Consider the following 21,320-nt stretch of genomic DNA (forward strand, 5'->3'; position numbering starts at 1 on the left):
ATCTCCCACGGATCTGTACTGCGTCAACAGTCAGAATCGGGCTTTGTCCCTCCTCCTCCCTTCAAGTCCCAGCATACAAGCGGGCTTGCCCGCGAAGGCGTCATCAAATTCACCACATCAATCGATTATTTTCATCTCCCTGTAACCCTCCCGCCGCCAAACCGTCATCCCTGGCACCTATCTTGTAACTCCCGTACTCGCCTTGGGAGACTCGAAATGGCTCAGCCCTACGAAGAACGCAACAGCGCCGTCAAAACCCGTCGTCAGCAAGAAGATCAGCGCCGCATGGAATTTCGCCGCGCCATCGAAGATCGCTGCGAACGCCGCCAGCTACTGGCCGAAATTGGCGATTTTCCTGACGATCTGGAACTCAATTACTGGCAGGCGGCTCCCGTAACTTCCCGTCGAAACGCTCAACCAGCGCGCTGATCTGCGCCCGTTCGCTGCGGATAAACGCAAGGAATGCATGGGCCACCGGTGACAGCCGTTTGGCCTTGGCCTGCACCAGGCACCAACTGCGGTACAGCGGCAGCTCTTCGACTGGCAACTCGATCAATCCGCCGGTTGCCAATTCAAGGTTCAGGGCGTGGCGCGTCAACAGCGCCACGCCCAGACCCGCCAATACGCATTCACGCTGCGCTTCGGCCGAAGCCACTTCCTGGGTTTGGGTGAAGTGCACACGTTTCTCTTTGAAATACTCTTCGCAAGCCAATCGCGTGCCGGAACCGTGTTCGCGCAACAGCAGCGTGTAGGGCTCAAGATCCTGCAAGCGCAGCGGGCCCATGTGACACAGTGGATGATCCGGCGGCGCCACGGCGACAATCGGGTTGTTGAGGAACGGTAGAAACTCCAGCCCCATGTCCTGTGGGACCATCGACATGATCACCAGATCATCACGGTTATCCGACAGGCGCCGGATGACCTGGCCACGGTTGACCACCGTCAGGTGCAGGTTCACCTCCGGGTGCTGGCGCTTGAAGGCGGCAAACAGGTGCGGCACGAAATACTTGGCGCTGGATTCCACCGCCAGTTTCAGCTGACCCTGCAGTGAGCCTTGCATGTCTGACAGCTGCATATCGAGGTTTTCCAGGCGCCCGAAAATGTCCCGGCTGGCGCGCTGCAGTGCTTCGGCCGCCTCGGTCATGTAGAGTTTTTTGCCGACATAATCGAACAAGGGTTGGCCGATCAGCTCTTCGAGTTGACGAATCTGTAGGCTCACGGCAGGTTGTGTGAGAGACATTTCGTCGGCAGCGCGGCTGTAGGACCTTAAGTCGCACACCTCATTGAAGATCTGTAATTGACGCAACGTCATACGCATCAATGACTTACGCATTTTCTAGAAACCCTGAGCGGAGGCTGACGCCTCAACTATAAGTCTTTGCTTATGTGTAACCCAATTATTATTCATTTTTGTTAATCCCTTGCGAAGGCTAGTGTGGAGCTGCGACTGAATTGAAACATTTGGTCACGCGTCGACCTGATTAGACAGGTCGTGGGTACCACCGGCTCAAGGGAACCTCCAAGTGATAAAAAAGATCCTGATCGCCAACCGTGGTGAGATTGCCGTACGAATCGTGCGTGCCTGCGCCGAGATGGGCATTCGCTCCGTCGCGATCTATTCCGACGCCGACCGCCATGCCTTGCATGTGAAGCGTGCGGATGAGGCCCACAGCATCGGTGCCGAGCCACTGGCCGGCTACCTCAACCCGCGCAAGCTGGTGAATCTGGCGGTGGAAACCGGTTGCGATGCGTTGCACCCCGGCTACGGCTTCCTTTCGGAAAATGCCGAGCTGGCAGACATCTGCGCCGAACGCGGTATCAAATTCATTGGTCCATCGGCTGAAGTGATTCGCCGCATGGGCGACAAGACCGAAGCGCGCCGCAGCATGATCAAGGCTGGCGTACCGGTCACCCCGGGCACCGAAGGCAACGTGTCGGGCATCGAAGAAGCCCTGACCGAAGGCGACCGCATCGGTTACCCAGTGATGCTCAAGGCCACCTCCGGTGGTGGCGGACGCGGCATTCGTCGCTGCAACAGTCGCGAAGAACTCGAACAAGCCTTTCCGCGGGTCATTTCCGAAGCCACCAAGGCTTTCGGTTCGGCGGAAGTGTTCCTGGAAAAATGCATCGTCAATCCGAAACACATCGAAGCACAGATTCTCGGCGACAGCTTTGGCAACGTGGTGCACCTGTTCGAGCGTGATTGCTCGATCCAGCGTCGCAACCAGAAGCTGATCGAGATCGCTCCGAGTCCGCAACTGACTCCGGAACAGCGCGCCTACATCGGCGACCTGTCGGTGCGTGCGGCCAAGGCTGTGGGTTACGAGAACGCCGGCACCGTGGAGTTCCTGCTCGCCGAGGGCGAGGTGTACTTCATGGAGATGAACACCCGGGTGCAGGTGGAACACACCATCACCGAAGAAATCACCGGCATCGACATTGTGCGCGAGCAGATCCGCATCGCGTCCGGCCTGCCGCTTTCGGTGAAACAGGAAGACATCCAGCACCGCGGTTTCGCGCTGCAGTTCCGGATCAACGCCGAAGACCCGAAAAACAACTTCCTGCCGAGCTTCGGCAAGATCACCCGTTACTACGCGCCCGGCGGTCCCGGCGTGCGTACCGACACAGCGATCTATACCGGCTACACCATTCCGCCGTTCTACGATTCGATGTGCCTGAAACTGGTGGTCTGGGCGCTGACCTGGGAAGAAGCGATGGACCGTGGCTTGCGAGCTTTGGACGACATGCGTCTGCAAGGGGTCAAGACCACCGCCGCGTATTACCAGGAAATCCTGCGTAACCCGGAATTCCGTAGCGGCCAGTTCAACACCAGCTTCGTTGAAAGCCACCCTGAACTGACCAATTACTCGATCAAGCGCAAACCCGAAGAGCTGGCCCTGGCCATCGCCGCCGCCATCGCCGCCCACGCAGGCCTGTGAGGAATAGAACAATGAGCAAGCAAATCCACGTTACCGACACAATCCTGCGCGACGCCCACCAATCGCTGCTCGCCACCCGCATGCGCACCGAAGACATGCTGCCAATCTGCGACAAGCTCGACAAAGTCGGCTACTGGTCGCTGGAATGCTGGGGCGGCGCGACCTTCGACGCCTGCGTACGCTTCCTCAAAGAAGACCCGTGGGAGCGTCTGCGCCAACTGCGCGCGGCATTGCCTAACACGCGTCTGCAAATGCTCCTGCGTGGCCAGAACCTGCTGGGCTACCGCCATTACAGCGACGACGTGGTCAAAGCCTTCGTTGCCAAGGCAGCAGTCAACGGCATCGACGTGTTCCGCATTTTCGATGCAATGAACGACGTGCGTAACCTGCGAGTCGCCATCGAAGCCGTGAAAGCCGCTGGCAAACACGCTCAGGGCACCATCGCCTACACCACCAGCCCGGTGCACACCATCGAGGCGTTCGTGGCCCAAGCCAAACAAATGGAAGCCATGGGTTGCGACTCCGTGGCGATCAAGGACATGGCTGGCCTGTTGACCCCGTACGCCACTGGCGAGTTGGTCAAGGCTCTGAAAAGCGAGCAATCGCTGCCCGTGTTCATTCACTCCCACGACACCGCCGGTCTGGCCGCGATGTGCCAACTCAAGGCCATCGAAAACGGCGCCGACCACATCGACACCGCAATCTCCAGCTTCGCTTGGGGCACCAGCCACCCGGGTACCGAGTCGATGGTCGCCGCCCTTAAAGGCAGCGAGTTCGATACCGGCTTGAACCTGGAACTGCTGCAAGAGATCGGCCTGTACTTCTACGCCGTGCGCAAGAAGTACCACCAGTTCGAAAGCGAATTCACCGCCGTCGACACCCGCGTTCAAGTCAACCAGGTACCGGGCGGGATGATTTCCAACCTGGCCAACCAGTTGAAAGAGCAGGGCGCGTTGAACCGCATGAGCGAAGTGCTGGCGGAAATCCCTCGCGTTCGCGAAGACCTCGGCTTCCCGCCGCTGGTGACCCCGACCTCGCAAATCGTCGGCACCCAGGCGTTCTTCAACGTGCTGGCCGGCGAGCGCTACAAGACCATCACCAACGAAGTGAAGCTGTACCTGCAAGGCGGCTACGGCAAAGCGCCGGGCACCGTGAACGAAAAACTGCGTCGTCAGGCGATCGGCAGCGAAGAAGTGATCGACGTGCGTCCGGCCGATCTGCTCAAGCCGGAAATGACCAAACTGCGTGCCGAAATCGGTGCCGTGGCCAAGTCTGAAGAAGACGTGCTGACCTACGCCATGTTCCCGGACATCGGCCGCAAATTCCTCGAAGAGCGCGCAGCCGGCACCCTCACGCCAGAAGTGCTGTTGCCGATTCCGGAAGCGGGCGGCGTGACGTCGGCCGGCGGCGAAGGCGTGCCGACCGAGTTCGTCATCGACGTTCACGGCGAAACCTACCGCGTCGACATCACCGGTGTCGGCGTCAAGTCGGAAGGCAAGCGCCACTTCTATCTGTCCATCGACGGCATGCCGGAAGAAGTGGTGTTCGAACCGCTCAACGAATTCGTCAGCGGCGGTAGCAGCAAGCGCAAGCAAGCCACTGCACCGGGCCACGTCAGCACCACCATGCCGGGCAATATCGTCGATGTCCTGGTCAAGGAAGGCGACACCGTGAAAGCCGGACAGGCCGTGCTGATCACCGAAGCGATGAAGATGGAAACCGAAGTCCAATCGGCCATCGCCGGCAAAGTCACCGCCATCCACGTGGCCAAGGGCGACCGGGTGAACCCGGGCGAAATACTGATCGAGATCGAAGGCTGAGTTAACAGCCTCGATATACCGCTTTAAACCTCGGGGGGGCATGTGCTCCCCTTTTTTTTCGCCCGGTATTTGGGAGTGCCACAATCCTTGTGTGGGAGCGGGCTTGCTCGCGAATGCGGAGTATCAGCCAATATGAATGCTGAATGTCACGCCGCATTCGCGAGCAACTAGGATCGCCGCACCGCCGCACCCACAAGGCTTACTGTGCTGAATCAGTGAGGACAAGGCGAGTGAACCCCGAGTAGGAGCTGCCGAAGGCTGCGATCTTTTCGTTAACCCCGCTTCAAATACGCCTTCCCATAATGCCGCTCCATCCGCGCCTGAATCAGCTCCAATCCAATCGACATCAGCCAATAAATAATCGCCGCTGTCGTGAGCATCTCGATATAGCGATAACTCGAGCGCCCATACGATTGCGCCAGGAACATCACTTCCCAAACCCCCATCACCGAAATCAGTGACGAATCTTTGAGCATGGAAATGAACTGGTTGGTGGTGGGCGGGATGATGGTGCGCATGGCCTGGGGCAGGGTGACGCGCCAGAAGATCACGGTTTCGCGCATGCCCAGCGCCAGCGACGCTTCGCGTTGGCCATGGGGAACGCCGAGGATGCCGGCGCGGAAGATTTCGCTCAGGTAGGCGCCGTAGTTCAGCGACAGGGCAATGATGCCGGCGGCGATGGCGCCAGGCACGATGCCCAATTGCGGCAAGCCGAGATAGATCAGCAGAATTTGAATCAGCAGCGGTGTACCGCGAAAGAACGAGGCATAGAAGCTCGCGATACCGAACGCCACCGCGCTTTTCGACAACCGAGCCAAAGCCGTGATGAAGCCCAGCAGTGATGACGCCACGATCGAGCACAGGCACAAAAACAGCGTCAGCGCTGCGCCTTGCAGAAAGCCGTTGGGCGCCAGGTGCAGGCCGATCAGGTTCGGCAGTTTGTCGAGGATGATCGAGAACTTCAGGTCGAAGCTCAGGAAGAAACTCGCGAACAAGCCGAACATTGCTGCCCAGGTCAGGTACAGCCGCGTGCGGAATCCGAAGATCCGTTGCAGCAACGACTCAGCCACCGGTTGCGGTGGTTGAGGAGGTTTGGGGAAAGAAGTCATTTACTGATGTCGGCGCCGATCCATTTTTGCGACAGCTTGCTCAAGGTGCCGTCCTGTTTCAACTGGGCAAACACATCACGTACTTTGGCGTCCCACTGGGCGTCGCCTTTTTCGATGGCCACCGAGTTCGGCTCCGAGTACAGCGGCTCACCGGCGAGCTTGAAGCGCTTGTCTTCGTTCAGGCGTGGTTGTGCGGTCACCAGGTTGGTAAGAATCGCGTCCAGACGAACGCCAGCGCCCAGGCCCAAATCCTGGAACGCGACGTTGTCGGTGTCATACGGAGCGATCTGCACATTCTCGAACGGGTACTGCAATTGGATGTCTTCGGCGCCTTCGATCACCAGGTTTTTGTTCAGGTAGCTTTCATAGCTGGAGGCGCTGGTAAGGCCGACTTTTTTGCCGCTCAGGTCCTTGGCGCTGTGAATGCTGTCGTCCTTGGCGTTGACCACAATCACGGCAGGGGAGGCGTAGTACTCCACCGGGAAGTCGAAGACTTCGGCGCGGGCTTTGCTCGGGGTCATGGAGCAGATGCAGATGTCGTAACGCCCGCTCCAGCGACCGGCAGCGATCACGTCCCAGGACGGCGTTTCGAGGCGCAATTTGACGCCCAGTTTGTCCGCCACGGCCTTGGCCACGTCGACGTCGAAACCGTCGAGCTGGTTTTGATCGTTGAGGAACGAGAAGGGCGGATAGCTTTCCATCAACACGCCCACCAGTTCTTTCTTTTGCTCGATGCGATCCAGAGTAGCGCCCGCAAAGGCTTGGGTAGAGGCAGCCAAAATCGTCAGGCCCAGGGCCAGCAGTGGTTGAAATTTCACAGTTGATCCCTGAAAAAAAGAGGTTGTTATTAACCGGGTGGTGCGTATTAAATAGTTATAAGAAAGACTCTGATAGTGAGTTATTTTCATAAGCTTATGAGTGAAAAGAATATGGGCGCAGGCAGCACGGTAATTCTGGATGGCGGCATGGGTCGTGAGCTGCAACGCCGAGGGGCGCCGTTCAGGCAGCCCGAGTGGTCGGCGCTGGCTTTGAGCGAAGCACCGCAAGCGGTGGAGGCGGTGCATGCGGCTTATATCGAAAGCGGTGCCAACGTGATCACCAGCAACAGTTACGCGGTGGTGCCGTTCCATATTGGCGAAGAGCGTTTCGCGGCTGAAGGTCAGGCCCTTGCGGCGTTGGCCGGTGAGCTGGCTCGGCGTGCAGTCGATGCGGCGGGCAAACCGGTGCGCGTGGCCGGCTCATTGCCGCCATTGTTCGGCTCATATCGCCCGGACTTGTTCGATGCCGCGCGGGTGACTGAACTGCTGACGCCTCTGGTCAATGGCCTGGCGCCGCATGTCGACTTGTGGCTGGCTGAAACCCAGAGCTCGATCGTCGAGGCACGAGCGATCCATGCCGGTCTGCCGAAGGATGGCAAGCCGTTCTGGCTGTCGTTTACCTTGAAGGATGAAGACACCGACGAAGTGCCGCGTTTGCGCTCCGGTGAGCCCGTGGCTGAGGCCGCTGCGGTGGCGACGGAGTTGGGCGTCGAGACCTTGCTGTTCAACTGCAGCCAGCCAGAAGTGATCGGCGCTGCGATTGATGCGGCACGGGAAACCTTCGAACGCTTGGGGGTGAAGATTCACATTGGCGCGTACGCCAATGCCTTCCCGCCGCAGCCGAAAGAGGCCACGGCCAATGACGGTCTGGACCCGTTGCGCGACGATCTCGACCCTCCGGGTTATTTGCAGTGGGCAGCTGATTGGCAGAAGCGTGGGGCCAGCCATTTGGGTGGGTGCTGCGGGATCGGGCCGGAGCATATTGCGGTGCTCGCCCAGAAATTGGCGTGACGCCAATCGCGAGCAGGCTCGCTCCCACAATAGATCTTCAGTGAACACGTATATTGTGTTCGACAACGATCCAATGTGGGAGCGAGCCTGCTCGCGATAGCGTCCGTCCGGGCGCCGAAGATTACTGGCGGCACTCCACCAGAGTTTTCACCTGCCCCGACCCCGTCTGGTTCTCATCCGACAGCCACCGCTCAAACCCCGCGCCAATCGCTGGCCATTCCGAATCCAGAATCGAATACCACGCCGTGTCTCGATTCTGCCCCTTGACCACCATGTGCTGGCGGAACACCCCTTCAAAACTGAACCCCAACCGCTCCGCTGCATATTTGGAACGGGCATTGCCGTTGTTGCATTTCCATTCCAGACGCCGATAACCCAAGGCAAAGGATTCCCTGGCCAGCAGGTAAACCGCCTCGGTACTTTTCGGGGAACGCTGCATCGCTGCGCCGAAGGTCACATGGCCGATCTCGATGCGGCCCTGAGCAGGGACAATCGACATCAGGCTGAGGATACCTTGTACGTCGCCGCTGGCGCGGTCGATCACGGTGAAGAAATACGGGTCGCTGTTGGCCGCATGGTTGTTCAGCCAATCGTTGAAAGCGCTGCGTTCCGGGAAAGGACCGTAAGGCAAATAGTCCCAGAGTTTCGGATCCGAGCCCGGGCCTTCGAGGGCTTTCCACAAGCCGTCGGCGTGACGGGCCGGGTCAAGTTTTTCCAGGCGGATGAAACGCCCTTCGATCAATTGAACCGAGGGTGGCGGAACACCTTGCCAGTCCGCGAGTGAAGTCGACATGCTGCTCTCCTTGAACCTTATAGGGCGTGGCGAAACTGGATGAAACCGGGGCGTTCGGCGATGCGCTCATAGAGCTGGATCGCGGTGGCGTTGGTTTCGTGGGTCAGCCAATGAACTTTGCAGCACCCATCGGCCTTGGCCGTGGTGTAGACGAATTCGATCAGTTGCCGACCGACGCCGGTGCCGCGGGTTTCTGGCGTCACCAGCAAGTCTTGCAGATAGCAGGAGTTTTCGATGCTCCAGTTCGAGCGGTGATAGATGAAATGCACCATGCCCACCGCTTTGCCATTGGCCCAGGCCAGCGCCCCGTGAGTCGGTTCGCTCGGGTCGAGCAGGCGCTGCCAGGTGCTCTGGGTGACTGCGTCGGGCAATTCGGTGTTGTAGAAGCGCAAGTAGGCTTGCCACAGCGGCAGCCAGGCGGCGTGATCGTCGGCGGTAACCTGGCGGATGTCGATCTGACTCATGTTCGTTCCTTATCGCATCAAGTGGGCGAGGGCCTGGTCGTGAACATCAGGGCTGGCGGCCAGCCCCTCGCGCACACCGGCGATGTCTGCGGCACTACGGTTCTGGCTGAGTTTGCGTTTGCCCTCCAGCCGCTGGATCGGCAAGGCAAAACCGACGATGGCCTTGAGCATGCCGTCGATATAGTCGACGGGGGCATCGGCAACCTTCCACGGCTGGGTGCGACCGGCTTCATGACGCTCGGTCAATGCGCTGACCAGATCGCGCAGGCGATCGGTATCGGTGAACACTTCGCCAGTGCCATAAGCATGCACGGTCACGTAGTTCCAGGTTGGCACCACTTTGCCGTGTTCGGCTTTGGCCGGATAAAACCCTGGGCTCACATAAGCGTCGGCGGCGGCAAATATCACCAGCGCTTCAGCGCCGTTCTGCAGTTCCTTCCATTGCGCATTGGCTTTGGCGAAGTGGCCGTAGAGGGTTCCATTCGGGCCGTGGTCAGCATTCAGCAGCAGAGGCAAATGACTGGCTTGCAGGCCTTGCACACCGTGGGTGACCAAAACGCCAAGACGGGCGCCGAGGATGTGCTGATGCAGCTCATTCAAATCATTGATGGCGAAATTGCTGGGCGTATACATGGAAATATTCCTTGGCGAATGCCTGCATCCTAGGCAGGCTATTGGTCTGTTGTAAGAGCCATTAATGGCCAATTTCATAGGTCCATTACCATGTCGAATACGCCGCTTCCCTCGTCGTTCAATCCGGCGGGTATCGAACTCGACCGCCGCCAGGGCCTGAGTCGTCAGCTCTATCAAGCGCTGCGGGTGCGAGTGCTCGACGGACGACTGGCCAGCGGCACACGACTGCCAGCCAGTCGCGATCTGGCGGCGGCGTTATCGATTTCCCGTAACAGCGTGGTCCGTGCCTACGATCAGCTTTACGCTGAAGGCTTCATCGAGGGGCGTGTTGGCGACGGGACATATGTCGCGCAATTGCCTCAAGCCGCGGTGTCGGTGGAAAAATTATCCACAAAAGTATCCACAGGGTTTTCAACAGGGTTACCCACAGCCTTATCCACAAATTGGCTGGATTTACCTGTGGTTTCATCCAGTAAAGTTATCCACAGCGGTGCTTTGGGCCGGGTTGAAAAGAACCACTTGACCTTGCCTCCCAGTGGTCCGCCTCGGGCATTTCGTGTCGGCGTTCCAGCCTTCGATCTATTTCCTTTCGAGGTCTGGACCAAGCTGAACGCGGCTTTCTGGCGTAAGCCGGATTTAGAGCAACTGTGTTATGGCGATCCGGCGGGTGATGAACGCTTGCGCGGATTGATTGCGGCCTACTTGCGAAGCTCCAGGGGCATGCAGTGCTCGGCTGAGCAAATAGTGATCACCAGTGGCGCACAACAGGGGATTAGCCTTTGTGCACAGTTGCTGGTGGAGCCTGGCGATGGGGTGGGGATTGAAAATCCGGGGTATCGAGCGGCGGGTCATGCGTTCGCTGTAGCCGGCGCGCGATTGCACGGGATAGCGGTGGACAGTGAGGGTATTGATTGCACCGAATTGGCGGCGCTCAGCGATTGTCGATTGGCTTACGTCACGCCGTCGCATCAGTACCCGACCGGGGTGGTCATGAGTCTGGCGCGACGTCTTGAATTGTTGGCTTGGGCCGAACGCACCCAAGGGTGGATCGTCGAGGATGACTACGATGGCGAATACCGTTACAGCGGCGCACCACTGGCGCCGTTGGCTGCACTGGATCGACAGGGGCGGGTGCTGTATGTCGGAACCTTCGGCAAGGTCGCATTCCCGGCATTAAGACTGGGTTATCTGGTGTTGCCGCCCGGACTGGTTGAGGCGTTCTCCCAGCGTCGTGCGGTGGACGTACGGCACTCGGAGGTCAGCACCCAGGCGGTAATGGCCGAGTTCATGGCCGCCGGGCATTTCCAGCGGCATATCCGACGTATGCGCCGCGCTGCGTTGAGTCGGCGTAACGTGTTGCTCAATGGCTGGCCTGTGGATATCCCGGGCGTCGGTAAGCTGCCCAGTGTGGCGGCCGGTTTGCATCTGACGGTACGTGTCGACAGCGTGACTCGTGAGCGCGAATTGATTGAACAAGCCACCAGCGTCGGGGTGGAGATCAATGGTTTGAGCAGTTATTGGCTGCCAGACACGACGCTTCCCGAGGACCAGCGAGCGGGGCTGGTCCTGGGGTTCGCCGCAGTGCCGGAGACGGCTATCGAATCGGCACTGGCGAGGCTCAAAGAGATCTGGCGCCCGGTATGAGTCGCGCCGTCCGGATCAGGTGCCGGACTTGATCTTGGTCCAGGCCCGGGTCCGCGCCCGCTCGGCGTCACGGGGCAACGGTTGCAGGGTGTACAGCGTGCTCATCGCCGCTTCGGTCGGGTACAGGTTCGGGTTGTTACGGATCGCCGGGTCGACCATTTCGGTGGCGTCCTTGTTCGGGTTCGGGTAGCCGACGAAGTCGCTGACCGGCGCAATCACCTGCGGCTGCAACAAGTAGTTGATGAAGGTGTAGGCGTCTTCCGGGTTCTTCGCGCCTTTCGGGATAGAGAGCATGTCGAACCAGATCGGCGCGCCTTCTTTGGGCAGGCGCATGTCGACGATCACACCGTTCTTGGCTTCCTTGGCACGGTTGGCGGCCTGGGAGAAGCTGCCGGAGTAACCGACCGCGACGCAGATGTCACCGTTGGCAATGTCGGCCATGTACTTGGATGAATGGAAGTAGGTGATGTACGGACGGATCTTCATCAGCAGCGCTTCAGCCTTGGCGTAGTCCGCAGGCTTTTTGCTGTTGGGGTCCAGGCCGAGGTGTTGCAGGGCCAGCGGCAGGATCTCTGACGGCGAGTCGAGCAGGGCTACGCCGCACTGTTTGAGTTTGCTGATGTTCTCTTCCTTGAAGATCAGGTCCCAGCTGTCCACCGGTGCGTTGTCGCCCAAAGCTGCCTTGATCTTGTCCGGGTTGAAGCCGATCAGGATGGTCCCGTACATGTACGGCACGGCGAATTTGTTGCCCGGGTCATTGGCTTCGATCAGCTTCATCAGCTTGGGATCGAGATGATTCCAGTTCGGCAGTTTGCTGCGGTCCAGCGGCTGGAACACCCCGGCTTCGATTTGCTTGGCGAGGAACACGTTGGACGGCACCACCACGTCGTAACCGGAGTTGCCGGTCAGCAACTTGGCCTCCAGCGCTTCGTTGGTGTCGAAGATGTCGTAGACCAGTTTGGTCTGGGTGTTCTGGGCCTTGAAATCTTCCAGCGCTTTGGGGGTGATGTAGTCGAACCAGTTGTACACCCGCAACGTGCGTTCTTCGGCGTGAACGGCACCACTGAATACGGTGGCGTATAGCACTGGAGCGATAAAACGCTTGAGTCGGTTCATTTGTTCTAATTCCTCATTGGGCGCTTTCAAAACCTTCGAGAACGTTCACGGCATTGATGCCGATTTCTTCCACCGCGTAACCGCCTTCCATCACGAACAGCGTCGGCTTGCCGAGGCCCGCGATGCGCGCGCCCATCGCCAGGTAATCCGGGCTGTCGAGTTTGAACTGGGAGATCGGGTCGTCCTTGAACGTATCGACGCCCAGGGATACGACGACGATGTCGGCGCCGTACTTTTCAATCTCTTTGCAGGCCTGCTCCAGGGCTGCGCTCCAGCGGTCCCAGCCTGAGCCGGCGGGCAAAGGGTAGTTGAAGTTGAACCCTTCGCCCGGGCCTTCACCGTGTTCTTCTTCATAACCGAGGAAGAACGGAAACTCGGCTTCCGGATGACCATGGATGGAGGTGAACAGCACGTCGCTGCGCTCGTAGAAAATCGATTGGGTGCCGTTGCCATGGTGGTAATCGACGTCGAGGATCGCGACCTTTTTGTGGCCTTGATCGAGGAATGCCTGAGCGGCGATGGCGGCGTTGTTGAGGTAGCAATAACCGCCCATCACATCGCTGGCGGCATGGTGTCCCGGTGGACGGCACAAGGCGAAGGCACTGCGGGCACCGCGCTGGATTTGCGCTTGGGCCGTGAGCGCAACTTGCGCCGCGCTATACGCCGCTTGCCAGGTACCGGCGGTAATCGGTGCGCCGCCGTCGAAGCTGTAATAGCCGAGCTGACCGTGCAGGCTGGTGGGCATGATCCGGCGCAGGGTGCGGGCAGGCCAAGTGTAGGGCAGCAAGTCGCCATCGGTATTGAATTCGGTCCAGCGCGCCCAGGCCCCTTTGAAGAAGTCGAGGTAGTCGCGGCTGTGGATACGCTCGATCGGCCCGAGACCGAAATCCTGCGGCGCCTCGACCGGGCCCAGATCGCGGGACTGTACGCGTGCCAACACATGGTCGGCCCGCGAGGGCATTTCGAAGCAGGGCATCAATTGCCCGTCCATCAATTCGCAACGGCCGTGATGCAAGTGGTGATCGTCCGAGTAGATCGTCAGCATTCTTGTTCTCCGCAGGCTGATTCGGTTGCACACAGTCTTGCGGCGGGCGGCGTTTGGGAGAACGGCAGGAAAGGCCAAAAGGGGATCGATATGGCCAAAAGATTTGACCGAAATTCGCCCCTTAATGGCACACCGGTGCTTCAACATTGGGCTTGGAATGCCGAACCTGGGGGAGCGGGCTTGCCCGCGAAAGCGATGGTCCAGCCAATGGAGATGCGTCGAATGTACTGGCCTCTTCGCGGGCAAGCCCGCTCCCACAGGGGTTATCGGTGTGGCCGGAACTGACTCGGCGCAACGCCACTCCAGCGCACAAACGCATGGCGGAAGCTTGCGGTCTCGCTGAACCCCAGCGCCTCGGCAATCCGGTAGATCGGCAGTTGATCTTCGCAGAGCATTCGCTTGGCCTGCTCGAAGCGCAATTCATCGAGCAGTTCTTGATAGCTGCAGCCCAGGTCCTTCAGATGTCGACGCAGGGTGCGCGCCGAGCAGTTCAACTGTTCGGCCAGCCCATCCAGGCCCGGGGCCGCGTTGAGTTGCGCAGCGAGTAGTTGGCGGATACGCCCGAGCCAGGCCTGGCGCCCGGTGAACTCGGTGTTTTGCTTGCGACACCGTTCGGCCATGGCCTGGTGCGTGATGGCGTCGGCCAGAGGCAGGGGTTGTTCGAGCCAGCGCTTATCGAAGGCAAAGGCATTGGACACCGCATCGAACAGCAAGGGGCAGTCGAAACGCTCGGCATAGCGCGCCTGATAGTCCGGCGCCGGGTGTTCGAAGCGGGCGCCGAGCAGAGGCAGAGGATGGCCGAGCAAGTCTTCGCAGGTGACTTTCATCGAGACCAGGCAAAACTCGACATTGAAGGGCGCCAGCGCCGGATTCTCCCGATAGTCGCCGGCGGTGAGCCAGATGCGCTCGCCATCCTCCTCCAGGCTCAACTCGAACAGTGTTCCCAATAGCGCCGGATAGTGCAGCGCCAACCGCAAGGCGTCACCTAAAGTGGCGCTGGTGAGTAAGGCGTACCCGAGCATGCCGTAGGACGAAACATGCATTCGCCGGCCCAGTTCCAGGCCGATATCGCGGCGTAACGCGACGGCGTTGGCGCAAACCAGCATCTCTTGGTTGGTGGTGATGCGCGTGTCCGCCCGGCTCAGATCCACCGCGCTGATACCGCTGCCGGCCAGCAATGCTTCGCTGGACAGGCCTTCGGCCTTGAAGGTGTTGAGTACCAGAGAGACGGCATTGAGGGTGGTGAGATGGGAGTGGAGCATGGGTGCTTCCAGCGTTGGGCGTGCCGGAAGGGGAGCAAGTTATATGCCTGATGGCCCCTGTAGGAGCGAGGCTTGCCCGCGAAGGCGTCCTCAAGTGCGCCAAAAGCTTCGCGGGCAAGCCTCGCTCCTACAGGGTTTTGTGTTGTGTCAGTTGAGTTCGCCGCACAGGTCTAGTTCAACCAGCCGTCGAATTTCAGCGATCTCAAGCCCTGCACCCAGCAGCCCATGCAACTTGCCGAATGCCGCCTCGCGAGTCATGCCGCCACCGGACAACACACCGGCGTCACGCAAACGGCTACCCGCCTCGTACACATCGAGCTGCACACCACCTTCATGACATTGCGTAACTGCGACCACCACCACACCTTTATCCCGCGCCCGTTCCAGGCTGGCGAGAAACGCGGGGTTGTCGCTTGGCCCGGTACCGCTGCCATAACATTCCAGCACCAGACCCTGAATACCGCTGTTGAGCAAACCATCCAGTTGCTCGGCGCCGATGCCGGGGAACAGGGGTAGCGCTGCGACCGTTGCCAGTTGTTTAGGCTGGTTGTAGTTCAATTGCGCCGGCACGGAAGTCGCTTTCACGCCGCCGCCCTGACGCTCCAGCCGTTTGAACGGATGACGGCCGAAACTGCGAACCTTGGCGCAACGTGTCGGGTCGAGCAGTTCGCCGTGAAAGTACAGATGAACGCCCGGCGCCAGGCCCTGGCCAAGTGCAACCAATGCACCGCTGAGGTTTTCCCAGGCATCACTGTCGGTCACGCCGGCCGGCAACATGGAGCCGGTGAACACCACGCGGGCATGCAAGCCGAGCAGCTGAAAGCTCATGGCCGCGGCGCTGTAGGCCAAGGTGTCAGTACCGTGCAGGATCAACACGCTGTCGCAGCCCTGGACATCCACGGCATCGACCACCGCTTCACGCAGTTGCTGCCAGTAGGCGGGCGTCATGTTGGCGCTGTCGATCAGCGGCGACATCTCGCGAAAGCGCCACTGCGGTACCACCAGTTCGGGTTGGCTGTGCAGATACTCGCGCATCCGCGCTTCGAAACCGGACGCCGGCGCCAGGCCGTGGGCACTGGCTTGCATGCCGATGGTGCCGCCGGTGTAGAGCACCATGACGTGCTGGGCAGCAGGAAAAGTCGAGGAATTCATGGAGGTTCTCCGAAAACGATGTGGGAGCGAGCCTGCTCGCGATGGCAGCGATGTGGTCTCAAGCTCTAACCAGAACGGCAGCATCAAAAAAGCTGCCACAACATACGACCGAGCATGACGCCGGTCGCAAGCTGTGTCACGCCGGGCGCAGAGGGTGCGCCCGGTTTTTTACCGATCAGCGTTGCGCTGCGGTCACGCCTTGCGGCTCGGCTGCGGCCGTAGGAGCGGCGGCTGTCGGATTGGCTGGCCAGGCTTTCAGGTCCAGGTCCAGATCCGGGAACTTGCTCGAATCGAACACCGGGGTCTTGATACCGGCAGCACGCTGGTCATCGTAGTCACGCAGGATGCGCATGCCGACCTTGAACAGCAGGAACAGCGCGATCAGGTTCACGAACGCCAGCAGAGTCATGGTGATGTCAGCGAAGGCGAACACCGTGCTCAGGTTCTCGATGGCACCCCAGAAGATCAATACCAGTACCAATGCGCGGTAGGCGATCAGCGCCTTGCGGTTTTCGCCGATCATGAAGCGCAGGTTGTTCTCGCCCAGATAGTAGTTGTAGAGGATCGAGGTGAACACGAACAATGCCAGGGCCACGGAGATGAACATCCGGCCCCAGTCACCGACCACGGCAGCCAGGGAGTTTTGGGTCAGGGCAATGCCGTCGCCTTCGAAGCCCGGGGTGTAGAAGCCCGACAGCAGGATCAGCAACGCGGTGCAGGTGCAGATCACGAAGGTGTCGAGGAACACGCTGAACGCTTGAACCACGCCTTGCGAGACCGGGTGCTCGACCGAGGCCACCGCGGCCACGTTCGGCGCACTGCCCAGGCCCGCTTCGTTGGCGAACACGCCGCGCTTCACGCCCATGACGATGGCGCTGCCGATCAGGCCGCCGAACGCCTGGTCCAGACCGAAGGCGCTTTTGACGATGGTCATCAACATGCCCGGAACGTGATCGAACTGCAGCACGATCACGTAGATGGTCACGCCGATGTACACCAGGGTTTTCACCGGTACCAGCAGGTCAGCGACCTTGGCGATCCGCTTGATACCACCGATGAACACCAGACCCAGCAATACCGCCAGGCCAAGGCCGGTGTACGTGGTGTCGAGGCCGAAGGCATTGTTCAGCGAGTGGGTTACGGCGTGGGCTTGCAGGCCGTTGAAGGCAAAGCCGAAGGTGATCAGCAGCAGGAACGCCATGATCTTGCCCAACCAGCGTTTCTGCAGGCCGTGCTGAATGTAAAAGGACGGGCCGCCACGGAACTGGCCTTCGGAGTCGCAGCGCTTATAGAGCTGGCCGAGGGAGCATTCGAAGAAGCTGCTGGACATGCCGACCAGCGCGGTCACCCACATCCAGAACACCGCACCGGGGCCACCGAGGGTCACGGCGATACCGACACCGGCGATGTTGCCCGCACCGACACGGCCGGCGAGGCTGAGCATCAGGGCCTGGAACGAGCTGAGTTGACCGGCGCTGCTGCGCAAGCTGTCACGGAACACCGCGAACATGTGGAAGAAATGACGGAACTGGACGAAACGCGAGCGGATCGTGAAGTAGCTACCGAGCCCGACAATGAGCACGATCAGTACTTTCCCTGAGAGGAAGTCGTTGATGACTTCGAGCATGGATTATTCCTCGCTATTTTTTGTGTGTGCGAATGCTGGGTGGTTGACACATCGCGTTACACCCGCTTGTGCTCGGCACAACAGGTGAGGCGAAGGTTCGTCCCGGTTCCATTTCGCGGGTTTGTTATTAGTTCGGGTTCGCATGGGTTTGGGCCTCGTTACCGACGACCGCTCACGCGAAGAGGGCCGGCACTATACATAGGAGAGTGCCATCCGTCTGCACGGTTGTGGTGCGAGCGACGAAACGAAGCTTTGAAACACCCGACGTTACCGGCGTCGGGCTTATGTAGAAGCTGCTCTTTTGTGGGAGCGGGCTTGCTCGCGAATGCGGCCTGATATCCACCCTTCAGGGTGACTGACGCACCGCCTTCGCGAGCAAGCCCGCTCCCACATTTTTCAGCTTCCAGACATTCTGTTTGTGGCTGCCAAAGAGTTAAAAAAAAGGGCTTGAGGGAGTAAATCCCCAAGCCCTCAAAAGGTGAGAGGTGTCTAGTCCCTCGACCTGGTGAGCGTGCTCTTCAAAAGAGCCGGCGTTTGGTCAAGCCTTCAAAGGCACCAGACGCGGAGCAATCATGTTTTCCGGGCGCAGGATGTCGGCGAGCATTTCTTCGTCGAGCAAGCCTTCTTCGCGCACCAGTTCCAGCACGCCGCGGCCGCTTTCAAGCGCGATACGGGCAATGCGAGTGGCGTTTTCATAGCCGATGTACGGGTTCAGTGCTGTAACCAGGCCGATCGAGTGTTCGACCAGTTCACGGCAGCGCTCTTCGTTGGCGGTGATGCCGACGATGCAGTGCTCGCGCAGCATGTCCATGGCGCGCTGCAGCAGGCGGATCGAGTCGAAGATCTTGAAAGCGATCAGCGGCTCCATCACGTTCAGTTGCAGCTGGCCGCCTTCGGCCGCGATGGTCAGGGCCAGGTCGTTGCCGATGATCTGGAACGCCACCTGGTTCACGGCTTCCGGGATTACCGGGTTGACCTTGCCTGGCATGATCGAGCTGCCTGGCTGACGCGCTGGCAGGTTGATTTCGTTGATGCCGGTGCGTGGGCCGCTGGACAGCAGACGCAGGTCGTTGCAGATCTTCGACAGCTTGACCGCGGTGCGCTTGAGCATGCCGGAGAACAGCACGAAGGCGCCCATGTCGGAGGTGGCTTCGATCAGGTCGGCGGCTGGCACCAGTGGGTGACCGCTGATGGTCGCCAGGCGTTGCACGGCCAGGTGCTGGTAGCGCGGGTCGGCGTTGATGCCGGTGCCGATCGCGGTCCCGCCCAGGTTCACTTCGGTCAGCAGCTCTGGCGCCAGAGTCTTCAGGCGTGCCAGGTCTTCGCCCAATGTGGTGGCGAAGGCGCGGAATTCCTGGCCCAGGGTCATCGGCACGGCGTCTTGCAGCTGGGTACGACCCATCTTCAGAACGTGGCTGAATTCTTCACCTTTGGCAGCGAACGACTGGATCAGGCTGTCGAGGCTGGCCAGCAGCGCGTCGTGACCCAGCAGCAGGCCCAGACGGATCGCGGTCGGGTAGGCGTCGTTGGTCGACTGCGCCATGTTGACGTCGTTGTTCGGGTGCAGGTACTGGTATTCGCCCTTGCTGTGGCCCATGGCCTCCAGCGCGATGTTGGCGATGACTTCGTTGGCATTCATGTTGGTCGAAGTGCCAGCGCCGCCTTGAATCATGTCCACCACGAATTCTTCGTGGAAATCGCCGCGGATCAATCGGGCACAAGCTTCGCTGATAGCAGCGTGCTTGGCTTCGCTCAGGTGACCCAACTCGCGGTTGGCGTCAGCGGCGGCCTGCTTGACCATTGCCAGACCGACAACCAGTTTCGGGTAATGCGAAATCGGAACGCCAGAGAGGCGGAAGTTGTTCACCGCTCGCAGGGTCTGGATGCCGTAATACGCTTGAGCAGGTACTTCGAGTACGCCAAGCAGGTCTTTTTCTGTGCGGAAAGATGCAGCGGAGGACATGATAGAAATCATCTCGATATGGACCCGGTCTGTGCCGGAACACCGCAAATGCTAGGCTTGTGAAGAATTTTGGGCCAATGCTGTTAAACACTAGCCTATGCACATTCGGCATAATGCCCATGTGACGCCGCGTGCGCGGCGAACGTGTGACCTAAATTGGTGCGTGTCCGGGAGGGCGTGATGAATCTGGAAAGCAAATGGCTCGAGGACTTCAGTGCTCTGGCCGCTACCCGCAGCTTCTCCCAGGCGGCCGAGCGCCGCTTCGTGACCCAGCCTGCATTCAGCCGGCGGATCCGCAGCCTCGAAGCTGCGCTGGGGCTAACCTTGGTCAATCGCTCCCGCACGCCGGTCGAGCTGACGGCGGCGGGGCAGTTGTTTCTCGTCACCGCGCGAACCGTGGTCGAACAGCTGGGCGAAGTGCTGCGTCATCTTCATCACCTGGAAGGCGGGCAGGGCGAGGTGATGCAGGTTGCCGCCGCTCACTCCCTGGCGCTAGGTTTCTTCCCGCGCTGGATTGCGCAATTGCGCAACGAAGGGCTGAACATCGCCACGCGGCTGGTGGCCACTAACGTTGGCGATGCGGTGCATGCATTGCGCGAAGGCGGCTGCGATTTGATGCTGGCGTTTTATGACCCGGACGCAGCGATGCAAATGGATCCGGAGATTTTTCCGTCGCTGCACCTGGGAGACACCGAAATGCTCCCGGTGTGCGCCGCCGATGCCGATGGCAAACCGTTGTTCGACCTGGAAGGCGAGGCCAGTGTGCCGCTATTGGCCTACAGCGCCGGTGCGTTTCTTGGACGCTCGGTGAACATGCTGTTGCGCCAGCGGGCGCTGCGATTCACCACTATTTACGAAACCGCCATGGCCGACAGCCTGAAAAGCATGGCGCTGGAAGGCCTGGGCATCGCCTGGGTACCGCAACTGAGCGTGCGCGCCGAACTGGCTCGCGGTGAATTGGTGGTCTGCGGCGGTCCGCAATGGCATGTGCCACTGGAGATTCGTCTGTACCGCTGCGCGCTGGTACGCAAGGCCAATGTGCGGTTGCTCTGGCGCAAGCTTGAAGGCAGCGCAGCCCAAGGCACGACGGGTATCTGAGACCAATGAAGATCCAATGTGGGAGCGGGCTTGCTCGCGAATGCGGTGTTTCAGTCGAGATCAATGTTGCCTGACCCAGCGCATTCGCGAGCAAGCCCGCTCCCACAGGGATTTGTGGTGGATTTGGTTGACCTTCAGGTCAATAAAACCGGCACTTTGCGCCGTATGACAGATGGTCGTATCGGGGGCTGTTTATCTGCTTCATTGAGGTATACTGCGCGGCCTTCGGCCGGTTTTACCTGGCCTTAATTCGTACAATCAAGCCACGCATCCTGCGTGGCTTGTTGTTTTTTGACGCGCCTGCGGGCGCCCAGAGAGAAGAGGCACGACGATGAGCGCACTGGTTGGCGTGATCATGGGCTCCAAGTCCGATTGGTCCACCCTTAGCCACACCGCCGATATGCTGGAAAAGCTCGGCATCCCTTACGAGGTGAAAGTGGTCTCTGCCCACCGCACCCCGGACCTGCTGTTCCAGTATGCCGAAGAGGCTGAGGCCCGTGGCATCGAGGTGATCATCGCCGGTGCCGGTGGCGCGGCCCACCTGCCAGGTATGTGTGCGGCCAAGACCCACCTGCCGGTGCTGGGCGTGCCGGTGCAGTCTTCGATGCTCTCGGGCGTCGATTCGCTGCTGTCTATCGTGCAAATGCCTGCAGGCATTCCGGTCGCCACCCTGGCCATCGGCAAAGCCGGCGCGATCAACGCAGCGCTGCTCTCGGCGAGCATTCTGGGCGCCAAGCATCCGCAATTTCATACCGTGTTGAAGAAATTCCGCGCTGAGCAGACAGACAGCGTCCTGGACAATCCAGACCCACGCATCGCCTGAGGT

19 protein-coding genes are annotated in these 21,320 nt (G+C 59.9%); 7 read left to right on the forward strand and 12 right to left on the reverse strand.

From position 1 onward, the window contains the following. Nucleotides 1–216 precede the first annotated feature (216 nt). The gene (locus ACQKPC_RS26255) at nt 217–429 is read left to right on the forward strand and encodes a PA3496 family putative envelope integrity protein (protein ID WP_427627445.1); all 213 of its coding nucleotides are present in this window, start codon (nt 217–219) and stop codon (nt 427–429) included. Here the strand turns inward: ACQKPC_RS26255 and ACQKPC_RS26260 are convergent. Then, entirely contained in the window at nt 371–1,333 is a 963-nt protein-coding gene (locus ACQKPC_RS26260) for a LysR family transcriptional regulator (protein WP_008073561.1), read from the reverse strand. The two genes, ACQKPC_RS26255 and ACQKPC_RS26260, sit on opposite strands and share 59 nt — an antisense overlap. 190 nt (nt 1,334–1,523) lie before the next feature. On the opposite strand from ACQKPC_RS26260, the gene ACQKPC_RS26265 reads away from it, so the two are divergent. Next, entirely contained in the window at nt 1,524–2,939 is a 1,416-nt protein-coding gene (locus tag ACQKPC_RS26265; RefSeq protein ID WP_007896523.1) for an acetyl-CoA carboxylase biotin carboxylase subunit, read from the forward strand. Between the two features lie 11 nt (nt 2,940–2,950). Continuing rightward, on the forward strand, nt 2,951–4,759 hold the full coding sequence (oadA, locus tag ACQKPC_RS26270; RefSeq protein WP_427627403.1) for a sodium-extruding oxaloacetate decarboxylase subunit alpha: 1,809 nt from the start codon (nt 2,951–2,953) through the stop codon (nt 4,757–4,759). A gap of 272 nt (nt 4,760–5,031) precedes the next feature. On the opposite strand, the gene ACQKPC_RS26275 is transcribed toward oadA, so the two are convergent. After that, the gene (locus ACQKPC_RS26275; protein ID WP_123495700.1) at nt 5,032–5,868 is read right to left on the reverse strand and encodes an amino acid ABC transporter permease; all 837 of its coding nucleotides are present in this window, start codon (nt 5,866–5,868) and stop codon (nt 5,032–5,034) included. Then, entirely contained in the window at nt 5,865–6,686 is an 822-nt protein-coding gene (locus ACQKPC_RS26280) for an ABC transporter substrate-binding protein (protein ID WP_218395619.1), read from the reverse strand. The genes ACQKPC_RS26275 and ACQKPC_RS26280 overlap by 4 nt, the downstream gene beginning before the upstream one ends. A gap of 111 nt (nt 6,687–6,797) precedes the next feature. Between ACQKPC_RS26280 and ACQKPC_RS26285 the strand changes: the two genes are divergently transcribed. Further along, complete coding sequence (locus ACQKPC_RS26285; RefSeq protein WP_427627405.1) at nt 6,798–7,697, forward strand: homocysteine S-methyltransferase family protein; 900 nt, start codon at nt 6,798–6,800, stop codon at nt 7,695–7,697. Between the two features lie 121 nt (nt 7,698–7,818). On the opposite strand, the gene ACQKPC_RS26290 is transcribed toward ACQKPC_RS26285, so the two are convergent. Genes ACQKPC_RS26290 through ACQKPC_RS26300 form a run of 3 tightly spaced genes read right to left on the reverse strand, consistent with a single transcriptional unit; the run spans nt 7,819 to nt 9,587 of the window. Further along, nucleotides 7,819–8,490 (reverse strand): GNAT family N-acetyltransferase, encoded by a 672-nt coding sequence (locus ACQKPC_RS26290; RefSeq protein WP_427627407.1) that lies wholly within the window; start codon nt 8,488–8,490, stop codon nt 7,819–7,821. A 17-nt stretch (nt 8,491–8,507) separates the two neighbouring features. After that, entirely contained in the window at nt 8,508–8,954 is a 447-nt protein-coding gene (locus ACQKPC_RS26295) for an N-acetyltransferase family protein (RefSeq protein WP_427627409.1), read from the reverse strand. A gap of 9 nt (nt 8,955–8,963) precedes the next feature. Continuing rightward, entirely contained in the window at nt 8,964–9,587 is a 624-nt protein-coding gene (locus ACQKPC_RS26300) for an FMN-binding negative transcriptional regulator (RefSeq protein ID WP_427627411.1), read from the reverse strand. A gap of 90 nt (nt 9,588–9,677) precedes the next feature. On the opposite strand from ACQKPC_RS26300, the gene ACQKPC_RS26305 reads away from it, so the two are divergent. Next, nucleotides 9,678–11,231: a PLP-dependent aminotransferase family protein gene (locus ACQKPC_RS26305; protein WP_427627413.1), complete on the forward strand. Its 1,554-nt coding sequence runs from the start codon at nt 9,678–9,680 to the stop codon at nt 11,229–11,231. Nucleotides 11,232–11,246: 15 nt separating this feature from the next. Here ACQKPC_RS26305 and ACQKPC_RS26310 read toward each other — a convergent pair whose 3' ends face one another. The 6 genes from ACQKPC_RS26310 to aspA form a co-directional block, all read right to left on the reverse strand. After that, a complete protein-coding gene (locus tag ACQKPC_RS26310) occupies nt 11,247–12,347 on the reverse strand; it encodes a polyamine ABC transporter substrate-binding protein (RefSeq protein WP_427627414.1) in 1,101 nt (366 codons plus the stop codon). 13 nt (nt 12,348–12,360) lie between these two features. Beyond that, nucleotides 12,361–13,392, reverse strand: coding sequence for a histone deacetylase family protein (locus ACQKPC_RS26315; RefSeq protein WP_427627416.1), 1,032 nt, complete (start codon nt 13,390–13,392; stop codon nt 12,361–12,363). A 263-nt stretch (nt 13,393–13,655) separates the two neighbouring features. Then, nucleotides 13,656–14,654 (reverse strand): AraC family transcriptional regulator, encoded by a 999-nt coding sequence (locus ACQKPC_RS26320; protein WP_427627418.1) that lies wholly within the window; start codon nt 14,652–14,654, stop codon nt 13,656–13,658. 147 nt (nt 14,655–14,801) lie between these two features. Further along, on the reverse strand, nt 14,802–15,806 hold the full coding sequence (locus tag ACQKPC_RS26325) for an asparaginase (RefSeq protein ID WP_427627419.1): 1,005 nt from the start codon (nt 15,804–15,806) through the stop codon (nt 14,802–14,804). A gap of 175 nt (nt 15,807–15,981) precedes the next feature. Next, nucleotides 15,982–17,433 carry an alanine/glycine:cation symporter family protein gene (locus ACQKPC_RS26330; RefSeq protein WP_427627421.1) on the reverse strand — a complete coding sequence of 484 codons (1,452 nt, stop codon included), beginning with the start codon at nt 17,431–17,433 and terminating at the stop codon, nt 15,982–15,984. A 538-nt stretch (nt 17,434–17,971) separates the two neighbouring features. Further along, nucleotides 17,972–19,396, reverse strand: coding sequence for an aspartate ammonia-lyase (gene aspA / locus ACQKPC_RS26335; RefSeq protein WP_095632848.1), 1,425 nt, complete (start codon nt 19,394–19,396; stop codon nt 17,972–17,974). 180 nt (nt 19,397–19,576) lie between these two features. On the opposite strand from aspA, the gene ACQKPC_RS26340 reads away from it, so the two are divergent. Together ACQKPC_RS26340 and purE are read left to right on the forward strand one after the other, a co-directional pair. Further along, the gene (locus ACQKPC_RS26340) at nt 19,577–20,494 is read left to right on the forward strand and encodes a LysR substrate-binding domain-containing protein (protein WP_008007763.1); all 918 of its coding nucleotides are present in this window, start codon (nt 19,577–19,579) and stop codon (nt 20,492–20,494) included. 331 nt (nt 20,495–20,825) lie between these two features. Beyond that, nucleotides 20,826–21,317 (forward strand): 5-(carboxyamino)imidazole ribonucleotide mutase, encoded by a 492-nt coding sequence (gene purE / locus ACQKPC_RS26345; RefSeq protein ID WP_003196369.1) that lies wholly within the window; start codon nt 20,826–20,828, stop codon nt 21,315–21,317. The last annotated feature ends 3 nt before the right edge of the window (nt 21,318–21,320 follow it).

Source organism: Pseudomonas sp. NPDC089918 (genome assembly GCF_050280605.1).
Lineage (GTDB): Bacteria > Pseudomonadota > Gammaproteobacteria > Pseudomonadales > Pseudomonadaceae > Aquipseudomonas.

Coding starts and splice junctions, on each gene's coding strand:
- ACQKPC_RS26255 (WP_427627445.1), top strand. CDS start 217: ATGGCTCAGCCCTACGAAGAACGCAACAGCGCCGTCAAAACCCGTCGT.
- ACQKPC_RS26260 (WP_008073561.1), bottom strand. CDS start 1,333: ATGCGTAAGTCATTGATGCGTATGACGTTGCGTCAATTACAGATCTTC.
- oadA (WP_427627403.1), top strand. CDS start 2,951: ATGAGCAAGCAAATCCACGTTACCGACACAATCCTGCGCGACGCCCAC.
- ACQKPC_RS26275 (WP_123495700.1), bottom strand. CDS start 5,868: ATGACTTCTTTCCCCAAACCTCCTCAACCACCGCAACCGGTGGCTGAG.
- ACQKPC_RS26285 (WP_427627405.1), top strand. CDS start 6,798: ATGGGCGCAGGCAGCACGGTAATTCTGGATGGCGGCATGGGTCGTGAG.
- ACQKPC_RS26290 (WP_427627407.1), bottom strand. CDS start 8,490: ATGTCGACTTCACTCGCGGACTGGCAAGGTGTTCCGCCACCCTCGGTT.
- ACQKPC_RS26295 (WP_427627409.1), bottom strand. CDS start 8,954: ATGAGTCAGATCGACATCCGCCAGGTTACCGCCGACGATCACGCCGCC.
- ACQKPC_RS26300 (WP_427627411.1), bottom strand. CDS start 9,587: ATGTATACGCCCAGCAATTTCGCCATCAATGATTTGAATGAGCTGCAT.
- ACQKPC_RS26305 (WP_427627413.1), top strand. CDS start 9,678: ATGTCGAATACGCCGCTTCCCTCGTCGTTCAATCCGGCGGGTATCGAA.
- ACQKPC_RS26310 (WP_427627414.1), bottom strand. CDS start 12,347: ATGAACCGACTCAAGCGTTTTATCGCTCCAGTGCTATACGCCACCGTA.
- ACQKPC_RS26315 (WP_427627416.1), bottom strand. CDS start 13,392: ATGCTGACGATCTACTCGGACGATCACCACTTGCATCACGGCCGTTGC.
- ACQKPC_RS26320 (WP_427627418.1), bottom strand. CDS start 14,654: ATGCTCCACTCCCATCTCACCACCCTCAATGCCGTCTCTCTGGTACTC.
- ACQKPC_RS26325 (WP_427627419.1), bottom strand. CDS start 15,806: ATGAATTCCTCGACTTTTCCTGCTGCCCAGCACGTCATGGTGCTCTAC.
- ACQKPC_RS26330 (WP_427627421.1), bottom strand. CDS start 17,433: ATGCTCGAAGTCATCAACGACTTCCTCTCAGGGAAAGTACTGATCGTG.
- aspA (WP_095632848.1), bottom strand. CDS start 19,396: ATGTCCTCCGCTGCATCTTTCCGCACAGAAAAAGACCTGCTTGGCGTA.
- ACQKPC_RS26340 (WP_008007763.1), top strand. CDS start 19,577: ATGAATCTGGAAAGCAAATGGCTCGAGGACTTCAGTGCTCTGGCCGCT.
- purE (WP_003196369.1), top strand. CDS start 20,826: ATGAGCGCACTGGTTGGCGTGATCATGGGCTCCAAGTCCGATTGGTCC.